Below are 12,077 nucleotides of genomic sequence, written 5' to 3' on the forward strand. Positions count from 1 at the left end.
CACCGCGGATGGGCCTCGCCGGCCTCCCTTGGCCCGGTGGAAAGCGCGCTTATGCCTCGACTGTCATATCTCTGTAGCCAAGACCTGCTCCTGTCGGTTGAAACAACAGGGATGACGTCGATGACCGAACACAGCCAGGATCAACTAACCCGCATCAAGGAAGAAATTGCCGACAGCTTCGACGAAGAGCTGGAGATGCAGATGGAAGAAGATCGGCTTGACGAGCTGGTCGCCGAAGGCATGTCCGAACCCGCCAGTGAGACGCTCGATCGCAAGATCTATTTCCGCGAGCTATTCCGTCTCCAGCACGAGCTTGTTCGCTTGCAGGACTGGGTTCAGCACCAGAGGCTCAAGGTCGTGGTCATCTTCGAAGGCCGCGATAGCGCCGGCTAGGGCGGCGCTATCAAGCGCGTCACCCAGAGGCTAAACCCGCGCGTCGCCCGCGTCGTGGCGCTGCCGGCGCCGACCGAGCGGGAACGCCACCAATGGTATTTCCAGCGCTACATCCCGCATTTGCCGACGGCTGGCGAAATGGTCCTGTTCGACCGAAGCTGGTACAACCGCGCCGGCGTCGAGCGCGTCATGGGGTTCTGCACGCAGGACGAACTCGACGAGTTCTTCCGTTCCGTACCCGAGTTCGAGCGGATGCTCGTGCGCTCCGGCATCATCTTGATCAAATACTGGTTCTCGATCACCGACGAAGAACAGGAATTCCGCTTCAAGATGCGCATCCACGATCCGCTGAAGCAATGGAAGCTGTCGCCGATGGACATGGAAAGCCGCGTTCATTGGGAGGAATATACCAAGGCCAAGGAAGAAATGCTGGCCAAGACCCACACCGAGGAAGCCCCGTGGTGGGTGGTCCAGGCCGTCGACAAGAAGCGCGCCCGCCTCAACTGCATCGCCCATCTCTTGAAGCAGATCCCCTATGGCGACGTGCCCAAGCCAGAGGTCGAACTCCCCGGCCGCATCCGCCACGCCGACTACAACAGGATACCGGTGCCGGAAGAGATGTACGTCCCCGAGGTCTACTGATAGTGGTTGTTTAAGCGCCGGGCTGGAGGAACTCCGGCCCCAGGCATTGCCTTTGGGCGCACTCCTGAGGTGGATAAAAGTTAAAATCGTTCGTATCGACCAGTCGTTCGTTTCATGCGCTCCATTCCGCCGAGAAAAGCACAGCCATTTGCCGACACGGTGGAAGAGGTACGATCTCGTTCCCAAGCGGCACTCCAAGAAACGAGCTCGTTACCAGCTGTGAAAGAAAGTCAATCGATCGCTATTAATTGTCAAAAATTGCGTTCCGGGATGCCGGCTGCCAGCTTTGCTGTCCGCTCAGACTGTGGAAACCGCCCAATCGCATTTTAGAGCGCAATAGCGTAGGTGTAGTGCTCATCATCGCCGGGCGCGGCCGTCTGCGTCAATCGTCGGCTGGCGTAGAGCGGCGCGCTGCAGAGTGGTTGCGGCGGCTCGCAACACCCGATTCTTGCGATTGATCGAAGGCGCTATTCCAAGGTTAGCGGCGTAGTCCCTTGGAGGTGGTCGTCAGTTCGAATTTCTCTTTGCACCATTTACCGCCGCTTTTTGCTCCGCGACGCAATACACCAACCGATGTCGATCAGTACTATCATCACGGTTTGTCCTCAGACATCGAAGCTGCGCTCGCCTTAAGCAGACGCCAGAGTGCCGACGCTGCTGGCCCATGAACGCGTCCAGCCTGACGCGCAGCGACAAGCTCAATCACGCCGCCGCGGAAATAGCCGTTGACCAGAGAGAGCAAACGGCCGTCCCGCAATTCGGTGTCGACAAGAAAATCCGGCATGTGGCCCCAGCCAAGTCCCTGCAAGATAACTTCTTTCTTCATGAGCTGATCACTGACCGTGCAGGTCCGCGCACCTTCGATGACGTAGTAGTTTCTGGCGGGCAAATTCTGCGCGCTGTCTCGAATGACGCATTGAACCAGGTCCCGCATTCGTTCGGGCGAGACCTCCCCCACCGGAAAAGGCAGAAAACTCGGGGCAGAGACGGGAATCAGCCGAACAGGACGAAGATCGATCGTCTCGAAACGTGGGTCACTCTGATCGACGTGATGAAGGATGAGGTCTGCATGACCCTCCAACAGCAATTCCCAGGGGCCTGAAATTGCCGCGAACTGAAGGTGCAATCGAGTGGCCGGCCGTCCCTCGAAGAAGTCGCGCAGGAGTCGAAGCATTTCGGGAAGCGGCGACAGATCACCGATCACGACCCGTAACTCGCTCTCCTCGCCCGCCGCGAGTTGGGCCGCGTAGACCTGAAGGTCCGCCATTTCCGTGAGCACGCGTCTGGCGCGCGCCAGGAATGCCTCTCCAGCGGGCGTAAGGACCATGCGGTACCCGGCTCGATCAAACAGCGGAAAACCAATCTGACGCTCAACGTTGGTGATGGCCGTATGCAGGGTTGGGTGGGTGCGGCCGAGCCGCAGCGCGGCGGCTTGCAGCGATCCTTCCGAGACAACGGCATCGATCGAGCGGAGTTGGGCGAGTGTGAAACCATACATGGGAGTGAAATCTACAATGTTGGAAGAAACTTTGTAAAATAATTTGCTGAGCGATGCATGTAAATCTCCTAAGAAGAAAGAAGGAGCACCCACATGCGCGCTATTGTCATAACCCGACCCGGCGGTCCCGAAGTACTGGGTCTTGCCGAACGCCCCAAACCGGAGCCAAACTTGGGCGAGGTTCTGGTCGCCGTCAAAGCCTTCGGCTTGAACCGGGCGGAGCTCTATTTTCGGAGCGGCGCCTGGGGCGAAGTGGCGGAGATCAGCGGCATCGAGTGCGCCGGCGTCATAGAGACTGATCCCGAGGGTGGCTTTGCGCCCGGCCAAAAGGTCGTCGCTCTCATGGGCGGGATGGGACGTACACGTAATGGCTCCTACGCCGAGTTTGTGAGCGTGCCGCGCGAAAACGTTGTCGCCATCGACACTGATCTGCCTTGGGAAGAACTCGCGGCGCTTCCTGAATCCTACGCCACTGCTTGGACCTGCCTGGTTGGGAATCTCCAACTGGCCCCCGCCCAGACGCTGGTGATCCGAGGGGCGACTTCCGCGCTGGGTCAAGCGGCCCTGAACATCGCGGCTGGTCTGGGGGTCAGAACGGTCGCCACCACTCGCCGGGCGGAGCGGGCCGAAATGCTGTACCGGCTTGGTGCGGCGCATGTCCTGATTGGCGCCAGCAAGTTGGCTGCCGAGGTGCGAGACATCGCGCCTGCCGGCGTGGATGCGGTGCTGGACCTGATCGGCACCACGAGCGTGCTCGACTCTCTGGCGGCACTTCGGCGGGGCGGTCGTGTTTGCCTGGCCGGGTTTCTTGGCGGTGGCACGCCGTTGGACAAGTTTGATCCCGTCTTCCAAATGCCGAGCGGCGTTCATCTCAGCACATTCGCCAGCGCGTTCGCCTTCGGCACCCTGGATTATCCGCTCGGAGTGATTCCGTTCCAGAACTTCGCCGACAATGTCGCCCGAGGAGCCTACCAGGCCAGGCCTGCCCGTGTATTTGGTTTTGCCGACATCCAGGCGGCGCACCGGCTGATGGAGACGGACGCGGCTGGCGGGAAGGTGGTCTTGCTCGTTTGAAGATGGAGGACGGCTCCCACGAGTTCTGTCGCGAGTGCGTGTTCCATTCGGCGCCCGGGTGCACCCATCGGGGAGGTCGACATGAAGTCGGCGCCGGGACCTGTCAGGGCTTCACAAACCGATAGGCGAAGCGATCGGTCTCGCCCTTGATCGAGGGGTCAAACACCTTGACCGAGTGCGGATCGTCCTTGTTCGCGAGCATTTTGCTCTCCTCGTCCAGTACGAAGCCGGCCGCCTCCACCTCCTCGCGAACGGAGGCTGGCTCAATCCGGTGCAGCGACTGGGCGTCGCTCGTGCCCGCTCCTGCGGCGGCGGCGTGGTCTACGATGACGTAGGACCCACCGGGCTTCAGCCGCTCGTAGACGGCTCGATTGAAGTCGGCCGCCGTCGCGCCCCTGGCCTGGATCAGCGCGGTGTGTAGATCGTGGTAGAACAGGTGCAGCCATAGGACATCCGCTGGCTGCGTGATCTCCGGCATCGAGACGAGGTCCGCTGAGACGGCTTCGACGTTCTCTCGGCCCGGCTCCTTCGCCAGCGTCCGCATGCGGCCGACCGGATCGTTCTTGAAGTCGGCGACTTCGGCCGGCACGAAACTGTAAATCCGTCCTTCCGGTCCCACGACGTCGGAGAAGAGGCGCGTCCAGTCGCCGTCTCCTGGATAGACGTCGATGACGGTGGAGCCCGCATCTATACGTGCGAACCGGATCAACTCTGATAGTTTGGATTGGTCGTACATCGGGATTTCCTTTATGGTTGGGCATTCGATGAGCGCGGCGTGCGAGGGGACGATCACGGCTGATCCACCATCTACCCCAAGCCGACGGCTGCAAAGGGCCAGCGCTACGCAGGTCCGGATGCGTCCATCTGCGCGGCCCGGGCCAGTGCTTGCGTGTCGACGTATTCCCGGATGTTGGTCAGTCTGCCATCCCGGACCGTGATGGCGAAGATCCAGTCGTCCACAAACGTCTTGTTCGTAGCTTTGATCTTTCCCTTCGCGAAGCCGACGACGAGGACCCGGTCTCCTTGCGCCACGAATTCACGGGGTTCCGTGGACGTTTCCATCGACTTGGATGCAGTCTCAAGCAAATCCGCCAGCCCGGCGTGACCGTGGCGCGTGCCGGCCAGCGGCCAGTCCTTGCCCGGAATCATCCACTCGATGTCTTCGGCGACCAGTGCCAACAGAGCCTCCCTGTCGCCGCGGCCGATCGCGGCGAAGAAGTCCTTCACGGTCTGGATGTTCTTCTCAATGCTCATGGGAATTTCTCCATTTCGCGCGGATCGGTTCGCGCTCGATCCGATCCGTGCATCGTAGCCCGCCGGTTGGCACGTTGTGTTCATCAGTCGAACTTGGCCAGATCCTTAAAGATCAGATGACCCCAGCTATTTCCACGCGCCTGGACGAGCAGCCCACCTTCCGACAGCCCGCCAAGTTTGATCGGCGAGAAACCGAGATTTTCCGCGAGCGTACCAATTTCCGCTGCGGCAGCGTCATCGTCGCTCGCCAGGAACACGACCCTCCTGCCGCCATGCACGGCCGGATCCTGATCAAGGACGGCAGCGACCAGATGGTTGAAGCCCTTGACTAGTTTTGCGCCAGAGAATGCCTGCGCAACGAACTTGGAAGAAGGCTGTCCCTCCAGTTTTTCAGGAGGCACGCCGTAGGCATTGGTCACATCGACGATGGTCTTCCCCTGCCAGGTGGGCAAAGCCTTTGCGACATCCGGGTGCTGCTCGAAACGGACAGCCAAAAAGATGATGTCCGCCTTGACCGCATCCACCAGCTTTTTGGGAATGATCGTAGCCCCGATCGCGGCCGCATCGGATGCAAAGCTTTCCGGGTCGCGCGTGGTTGCGACGGATACTTCGATGCCCTTGCGGGCAAACGCCTTGGCCAGGGCCTTGCCGATATTGCCGAAGCCGATAATTGCGTAGCTCATATTTATTCTCCTTTGTTTTACCACGCCCGGGTCGGGCTCCGAATATCGAATGGAGCCCGTCCAGGTGTAGTGTTGTCAGAGTTGGGCTAGGCCGCCGTCGACGGCGACCTCGCTGGCGGTCATGAAGCTGCTGTCCGACGACGCGAGGAAGGCGGCCACGGCCCCGATCTCCGCCGGATCGGCCATGCGCTGGAGCGGAGTCATCGCGCCGTAGGCCTTCTGGCCCTCCTCGCCCAGCGCTTCCTTCGCGAGTTCGGTCGCCGTCGCCCCGGGCGACAACACATTGATCCGGATGCCGGTGCCCTTCAGGTCCGCCGCCCAGGTCCGCGCGAGATTGCGCACTGCTGCCTTGCTCGCGCTGTAGGCAGTGAATCCCGGGGCGCCGGTGGTGCCGGCGCTCGATCCGGTCAGGATGATCGAACCGCCCGGGCCCATCAACGGCAGCGCCTTCTGGACCGTGAAGATCGTGCCCTTCACATTGGTGTCGAAGGTCTCATCAATGTGCTCGGCGGTGATCTTGCCGAGCGGAAGCGGGCTTCCGGCCCCGGCATTGGCGAAGACGATATCGAGGCTTCCGCGCTCGGCCTTCACAGCTGCGTACAGTCGGTCGAGGTCGGCTTCATTGGAGACCGAGCCTTTCACCGCGCGGGCATTGGGCCCGAGGTCCGCCACAGCGGCGTCGAGCGCTTCCTGTCGGCGGCCGAAGATGAAGACGAAGGCGCCCTCCTCGATGAAACGCTTCGCCGCTGCGCGGCCGATGCCGGTAGCGCCGCCGGTGATGACGGCGGTCTTTCCATTCAGTCTGGTCATGTCGTACATCCCTCCAGGCTTCCGCCTTGGTCATTCGGGAACGCCCCGAGACCTTCAACATGGGTCTGCCGGGGTCAGGCGTTGAGTGCGAAAGCGCGCACATCGGTGGTGCGAAATCGATCCGGCACGGCTGTTAACTGCAGTCGCGACGATAAGGTTCCGCCGTTCGGAATGAGGCTCCGCTCGTCGACAAGTGTTATGATGGACGCCCTGTACCGTTGTACGATAAGTTAGGGCTTTGGAAGGCGCACCGCCCGGTGCGGGATTGCACCATGATCGACTGGGATGACGTTCGCTACTTTCTTGCCGTCGCACGCGGAGGATCGGTGCGGGCCGCCGCCAAGGGCCTGGGGGTGAACCACGCGACCGTGCTGCGACGCATCGCCCAGCTTGAGGAACGCCTCGGGACGCAGATGTTCGAAAAGCTGCCTTCGGGCTATCGCCTAACGGTTGCGGGCGAGGAGGTGCTCGAGCTTGCGAACCAGATGGAAGCGTCGTCGAACCAGCTGGAGACGCGCGTCTTCGGGCGCGACCAGAGCGTGCGCGGGCTCCTGCGGGTGACGCTGACACCGGTCCTTGCGACACACCTGCTCATGCCGGACTTCGCCGATTTCGCGCGTCTGCATCCGGACATCGAGATGGAAATCTTGTCGTCCGGCGAGCTGGCAAATCTGACCAACCGAGAGGCTGACGTGGCGATCCGCGTCGTCTACGACCGCAAAACACTGCCGCTCAATCTTCACGGCCTGAAGGGGCCAGAGCTGTTCGGCGGCGTCTACATGTCTCGCGATCGACTGGCCGCATGGCGTGCGGGCGCACCTGATCCCATCCGGTGGATCGTCATAAGCATGCATGGCATTCCGGAGTGGGTCAGCGAGGGTGAGGTTCGCACCACGGCGGTTCCATTCAGGACCACGGACGCTGCGGCGCAGATCGCTGCTGTACGGCAAGGGCTCGGGATCACGACACTGCCGTGCTTCATCGGAGATGCCGATGCCCTGCTGGTGAGGGTGCCCGGCACCGACCTGCACATGTACGGAACGCTCTGGCTTCTCACACAGGGGGAGTCTCGTAAGACGAAGCGCGTTCGGCTCTTCATGGAGTTCGTATCCCGCAGGCTCGCTGCGTACGCTCCGCTTCTCGCAGGCCTATCAATACCGCTCGACTGACGCCCGGCAGGTCGCCGTCGACGCGGTCATCCGGGAAACGCGCCGTCCCCGCCTCTCGTCCGTTGCTGCACAGATGCTGTCGATAATTGGCGAATGGGGAGCTGAGCCGCAGCGGCATTGCTTACGTTAGAAAAACGCTCTCATAGCCAACCGGGCCATTTGCCTGAGGCACGACGCCGGGATCGCCGACGCCAATCTCACGGCTCGGCCGGAAGAGTACTTGTTCGTTTGAATTGCGGCCGGCAACTTCCCGCGCCATCCCGTGAACGCCCCAAGAACAAAGAGCCGTCGCCATGTGCCATACGTGTCACACGGTCGGAACTTTCGGAAACCGTTGGAAACGCGGGTTTCGACCGCATTTATGTGTCACGATCCGCGACACATGAAAAAGCTCCTGACCGTGAGGTCAAGAGCGTGATTTCATTCGAGAATTTTTGTTTCTATGGGCACGCAACACCTGATACTTGAGGTTGGGGGTGAGGGCCATTCCGCGACTAGCAACATAGAGTGAGCGATGCCCCTCCGAAGGTGGAGGCCACACGTTCGAATCGTGTCGGGTGCGCCATCTCTCGTCACTGCAAACACGTCGCGGCGGGGAACGCGCCAACCACTCAGACCGGATAGTTGAGGCTGTGCAGGGATCTGGAGGCGCCTGAAGCAGGCGCCTTCATGGGGCTTACTGTCTGTTGCCTCTCTCCCAGTGGTGTTGTGGACCTGCCGGTAGGTCGTGCTGTCGGTGATTCAGCCGATATCGACGTTCATGGCAAGGTCCCAGGTGCCGGCGCCGTTCTTGGCGAGACCAATCATCATCAGACCGAGCGCCTCGAGGGTCTGGGCCATGTGTAGACCGCCGACATCCAACGGACGCAGGCCGAGACTTTCGAGGAAGGTCGAGACGCGCGCCTTCGCCTCCGCATCGTCGCCCGCGATGAACGCGTCGAGGCGTCCACCCTTGGCAAGGACGTGGCCGAAGATGGTGTTGAAAGTTCACGACATGCGCGCCGGCGGGGAGGCCCTTGGCGGTCTCGTGCGCGCCGGAACTGCCGTGGGGCATGACGAGACCCGACATGTCGGGGTTAACCGGGTTGGTGATGTCGATGATCACCTTGCCGTCGAGCGCTTTGCCGAAGTCGGCCACCACCGCCGCCGCATTGGTGTACGGCACGGCGAGGATGACGATGTCGCCCGCCGGCACGGCGCCGTAGGTCCCTGTGGTTGCTCCGGCTGCGAGCTGGTCGGCCAGCGCCTGCGCCTTGGCGGGGTCGCGGTTGACGACCTCGACGGTATGCCCGGCGTTGGCAATACGGCCGGCGATCGCAGTGGCCATAGTTCCTGCGCCGATGATGCTGATGGTGCTCATCTTCAGTCTCCTGGTGAGGTTTGAATATTGCTCGTTGTCTTTAAAGGGAACATCCCCCGGATAAACTCAGCGGGCAGGAAAGTAGTGACCGTTGTCCAAATCGGCGAACAGGCGGGGCTGAGTGGGGTCCCAGCCGAGGGCCTGACGCGTGATGGCGCTGGACGCCGGGGTGTCCAGCGTAACCAGATTTGCGAGGAACCCGAAATAACCCGGCAACATGAGCGCGTCTGCAGGAATGGGTACGGCCGGCAGGTTTAGGCGGCTGCCAAGGGCCTCGGCGAGCTCGCGAAACCGAAAACCTTCATCCGCGACCGCGTGCCAGTTTCTGCCGGCGGGGCCTTTCTCTAGCGCCAGGCGGAACACTGAGGCGAGATCGAGGGCGTGCACAGCGGTCCACCGGTTCTCGCCGTCTCCGGGGTAGCCGACGACGCCCTTCTCCTTGGCGAGCCCAATCAGCAGCGGCAAGAAGCCGGCATTATCGGTCGTGCTATGCATGATTTCAGGAATCCGGACGATCGAAGACCGAACGCCCTGCTCGGCGAGATCGATGACCGTGGTCTCCACAATATTGCGAACCCGTAGGGTGCCTTTGTACGGATCGCCCCCGGGAAGGGACGGATCGTCCTCCGTGGCCGGCCGGCCCAGACCTTCCCATCCGGGGCCGCCAATGCTCGCCGACACGACCAGCGGCTTTCCTGTCCCCGCCAGCGCCTCGCCGTACGCCAGCATGATCTCGCGCTCCGCGGCAGCCACGGCGTTGATCCCGCCCGTAGGAAGCAGGTCTTGCCTGTGCGCAAGATGGATTACGCCGTCGGCGTCTGCAGCCGCGGCCTTGAGCCCGTCAAGATCCTCGAGACTACCGCGACGCACCTTGGCGCCGAGCTTGGAAACCGCCTCCTCGGCTTTGTCCGACCGGGCAAGGGCAGTGACTTCATGCCCAGTGCCGATAAGCTCGGAGATGATATAGGGGCCGGAATGGCCGGTCCCGCCAGTGACGAAAACGTGCATGTAAATGCTCCTTGTGAGTGAGGTGATGTGAGAAGAAGTTCTGACGGTGGACTCAGCCACGAAGGCTGACACCGATTGAAAAGTTGCCGTGTTTGACGGAGTGGATCATGAGCCCTAGCCACAGCATGCAGGCGTGCTCCAGTGTCCGCGCCATGGGCAGCTTCCCGGTATCCATCGGGCGCAACCCAACGCTCTCGATGAATGCCGAGACGCGTGCCTTTGCCTGCGCGTCGTCCCCGGCGATGAACACGTCCAGCGGGCGGCCCTCGACTGGACCGGCAGCCAGGACGCAGGCATTCTGGGTGTTGAACGCTTTGACGATGACCGCATCGGCAGGGGCTGCCTTGGCAATCTCCTGCGCTCCGAAACTGTCCTCAGGGGTCAGAAAGCCTGTGAAATCGGATTTGATAGGGTTGGTGATGTCGATGAGAAGCTTGCCGGCCAGCGCTTCGCCGTATTGCTTCACGACGTCGAGAACGGCGGAATAGGGAACCGCCAGGATGACCATATCCCCGGTCGGAGCGGCGCCGAAACCCGCTGCCGTCGCGCCGCCTCCGACTTGATCGGCCAGTGCCCGCGCCTTGGCGGCGTCGCGACTCATCACCTCGACGGTGTGTCCGGCCTTGGCGGCAAGGCTGCCGATCGCCGCCGCCATGCCGCCTGATCCGATGATGCTGATTGTGCTGATTTTTCTCATGTAAGTGTTCCTTGCGAATTCCCCACGACTTCTCGTTTCGCGTTTTCGGGCCGCGCCTCTGTTGCCATCCACATGCATGCACTGTATTTAGTGGACCAGTGATCCACTTTTACAATCGGGTCGCCGATCCACACATATGGACCACCGATCCATTTATCAAGGCAAACCATGCGAGCCGACGCGAGAAAAAATTACAACCATATCCTCACGGTCGCGCGTGAGGTCGTCACCGAGCATGGTGTCGATGCGTCGATGCGCGATATCGCCCGTCGGGCCGACGTCGGGTTGGCGACGCTGCTTCGTCATTTCGCGACGCGAGAAGCCTTATTTGAAGCGTTGGTATGTACGGATCTGGACGCACTGACGCAGAAGGCAGACGAACTCGAAACGTCTAATTCCCCTGACGAAGCGCTCGTGTCCTGGTTTCGCGACTGGTTGGCATTCGCCCAAAGCTATAGGGGCGTTGTCGCGCTGATGGCGGCCGCCCACACGAATCCGGACTCCGCTCTTTATGCTTCATGCGCAGCTGTGCACTCGGCGAGCGCGCGACTACTGCTCCGTGCTCAGGCCGAAGGTACGGCCCGCACCGATATGAATGGCGACGACCTGTTCGGCCTGATGTCGGCGCTCGGCTGGCTCGTCGACCTACCCTCATTCGCGCCACGGGCCGATCATCTCTTTCGAATCATCGCGAGCGCCATCCAGACAAACCTGCCAAGCAACGATGTTAAGAAGGCGACGTGTTGACGGGAGAGTGGCGTTGGTAAGCATGTTCTCGGCGATGCCGGCATAAGGCGGCCAGCGCTTGAAGCTGCGCACCTCGTAGCGGACGACCTCGATGCGGATACCTCGTTCGTCCATCCAGCGCGGAAGCAGCGGGATGTAGGTGGGTCCGGGATTTCTCCGAACCCCGGTGTCATCCTGACTGTCCTGTCGGCGCTCGTTCTCGTGCTACTCGTGGGCTGATTAGCGGATGCGGGTCGGCCGTCGCCGTACTCGCCGCTTGGAGCGCCGGATTGGTGCCACTGGCCGGGCTCCGCCTGAAGAGCTGGAGCGAGGTATTGGCTTCTGTAATCGTGGCCTACCAGCACGAGGGAGTGAGCCAGATCAGTGAGGCCGAAGTTCTGGAACGTCTCGCGCCGCATATTCGCCGGATCAGGTCAAGTCAGAACTGTCCCTAGAAGCTTCGAGTCCGAAAAGTAGGTCGTCGCAGCATAGCGTGCCGTAGAGTGGTTGCGGGGGCTCGCAACGCCCGATTCCTGCTGAGGCCTCGGCTTCGCTGTGAAAGGTCCATCAATGGCGCGCGCGTTTAGTCACCACCACCTGATCGCGCGGTTAGGTGTCAATTTCGTTCATCCCAGTTCGTTCAGCATCGCAGACCAGAATGCCGCCCTGGCCCAGATGAAAACCGCTGGCGTGCGCGTCATCCGGTTCGGGATGGAGGACAAAGAGGACGAGAAATTGATTTAGGTTCAGATGGTTGGAGAGC

Annotated in this window: 11 protein-coding genes and 2 pseudogenes; 5 read left to right on the forward strand and 8 right to left on the reverse strand. The window is 61.4% G+C overall.

Annotated features, from left to right (window positions below; genetic code table 11):
- Positions 1–120 precede the first annotated feature (120 nt).
- A pseudogene (gene ppk2 / locus AB4Z52_RS20180) lies at positions 121–1,035 on the forward strand (polyphosphate kinase 2).
- A gap of 592 nt (positions 1,036–1,627) precedes the next feature.
- On the opposite strand, the gene AB4Z52_RS20185 reads toward ppk2, so the two are convergent.
- Positions 1,628–2,860 carry a LysR family transcriptional regulator gene (locus AB4Z52_RS20185; RefSeq protein WP_442219698.1) on the reverse strand — a complete coding sequence of 411 codons (1,233 nt, stop codon included), beginning with the start codon at positions 2,858–2,860 and terminating at the stop codon, positions 1,628–1,630.
- Between AB4Z52_RS20185 and AB4Z52_RS20190 the strand changes: the two genes are divergently transcribed.
- A complete protein-coding gene (locus AB4Z52_RS20190) occupies positions 2,741–3,607 on the forward strand; it encodes a zinc-binding dehydrogenase (protein ID WP_442219699.1) in 867 nt (288 codons plus the stop codon). The two genes, AB4Z52_RS20185 and AB4Z52_RS20190, sit on opposite strands and share 120 nt — an antisense overlap.
- A 103-nt stretch (positions 3,608–3,710) precedes the next feature.
- Here the strand turns inward: AB4Z52_RS20190 and AB4Z52_RS20195 are convergent, their stop codons facing one another.
- The 4 genes from AB4Z52_RS20195 to AB4Z52_RS20210 all read right to left on the reverse strand — a co-directional run bounded on the left by AB4Z52_RS20195 (position 3,711) and on the right by AB4Z52_RS20210 (position 6,354).
- The gene (locus AB4Z52_RS20195; protein ID WP_442219700.1) at positions 3,711–4,343 is read right to left on the reverse strand and encodes a class I SAM-dependent methyltransferase; all 633 of its coding nucleotides are present in this window, start codon (positions 4,341–4,343) and stop codon (positions 3,711–3,713) included.
- 104 nt (positions 4,344–4,447) lie between these two features.
- Complete coding sequence (locus tag AB4Z52_RS20200; protein ID WP_442219701.1) at positions 4,448–4,861, reverse strand: nuclear transport factor 2 family protein; 414 nt, start codon at positions 4,859–4,861, stop codon at positions 4,448–4,450.
- An 83-nt stretch (positions 4,862–4,944) separates the two neighbouring features.
- Positions 4,945–5,544, reverse strand: a complete 600-nt coding sequence (locus AB4Z52_RS20205; protein ID WP_442219702.1) for an NADPH-dependent F420 reductase — start codon at positions 5,542–5,544, stop codon at positions 4,945–4,947.
- A 75-nt stretch (positions 5,545–5,619) separates the two neighbouring features.
- Positions 5,620–6,354 carry an SDR family NAD(P)-dependent oxidoreductase gene (locus AB4Z52_RS20210; protein WP_442219724.1) on the reverse strand — a complete coding sequence of 245 codons (735 nt, stop codon included), beginning with the start codon at positions 6,352–6,354 and terminating at the stop codon, positions 5,620–5,622.
- Positions 6,355–6,626: 272 nt separating this feature from the next.
- Here AB4Z52_RS20210 and AB4Z52_RS20215 point away from each other — a divergent pair, with 272 nt between their 5' ends.
- Positions 6,627–7,523, forward strand: a complete 897-nt coding sequence (locus tag AB4Z52_RS20215; RefSeq protein ID WP_442219703.1) for a LysR family transcriptional regulator — start codon at positions 6,627–6,629, stop codon at positions 7,521–7,523.
- 1,126 nt (positions 7,524–8,649) lie between these two features.
- Here the strand turns inward: AB4Z52_RS20215 and AB4Z52_RS20220 are convergent.
- The 3 genes and pseudogenes from AB4Z52_RS20220 to AB4Z52_RS20230 all read right to left on the reverse strand — a co-directional run.
- Positions 8,650–8,883, reverse strand: a pseudogene (locus tag AB4Z52_RS20220) (NAD(P)-binding domain-containing protein); the annotation flags it as partial.
- Positions 8,884–8,949: 66 nt separating this feature from the next.
- Positions 8,950–9,891 carry an SDR family oxidoreductase gene (locus tag AB4Z52_RS20225; RefSeq protein ID WP_442219704.1) on the reverse strand — a complete coding sequence of 314 codons (942 nt, stop codon included), beginning with the start codon at positions 9,889–9,891 and terminating at the stop codon, positions 8,950–8,952.
- 52 nt (positions 9,892–9,943) lie between these two features.
- Positions 9,944–10,588: an NADPH-dependent F420 reductase gene (locus AB4Z52_RS20230; RefSeq protein ID WP_442219705.1), complete on the reverse strand. Its 645-nt coding sequence runs from the start codon at positions 10,586–10,588 to the stop codon at positions 9,944–9,946.
- A gap of 168 nt (positions 10,589–10,756) precedes the next feature.
- Between AB4Z52_RS20230 and AB4Z52_RS20235 the strand changes: the two genes are divergently transcribed.
- Together AB4Z52_RS20235 and AB4Z52_RS20240 are read left to right on the forward strand one after the other, a co-directional pair.
- On the forward strand, positions 10,757–11,335 hold the full coding sequence (locus tag AB4Z52_RS20235; protein ID WP_442219706.1) for a TetR/AcrR family transcriptional regulator: 579 nt from the start codon (positions 10,757–10,759) through the stop codon (positions 11,333–11,335).
- Positions 11,336–11,884: 549 nt separating this feature from the next.
- On the forward strand, positions 11,885–12,058 hold the full coding sequence (locus AB4Z52_RS20240) for a hypothetical protein (protein WP_442219707.1): 174 nt from the start codon (positions 11,885–11,887) through the stop codon (positions 12,056–12,058).
- Positions 12,059–12,077: the final 19 nt, after the last annotated feature.

The sequence above is a fragment of the Rhizobium sp. 2YAF20 genome, from assembly GCF_052114685.1.
GTDB lineage: Bacteria > Pseudomonadota > Alphaproteobacteria > Rhizobiales > Rhizobiaceae > Rhizobium.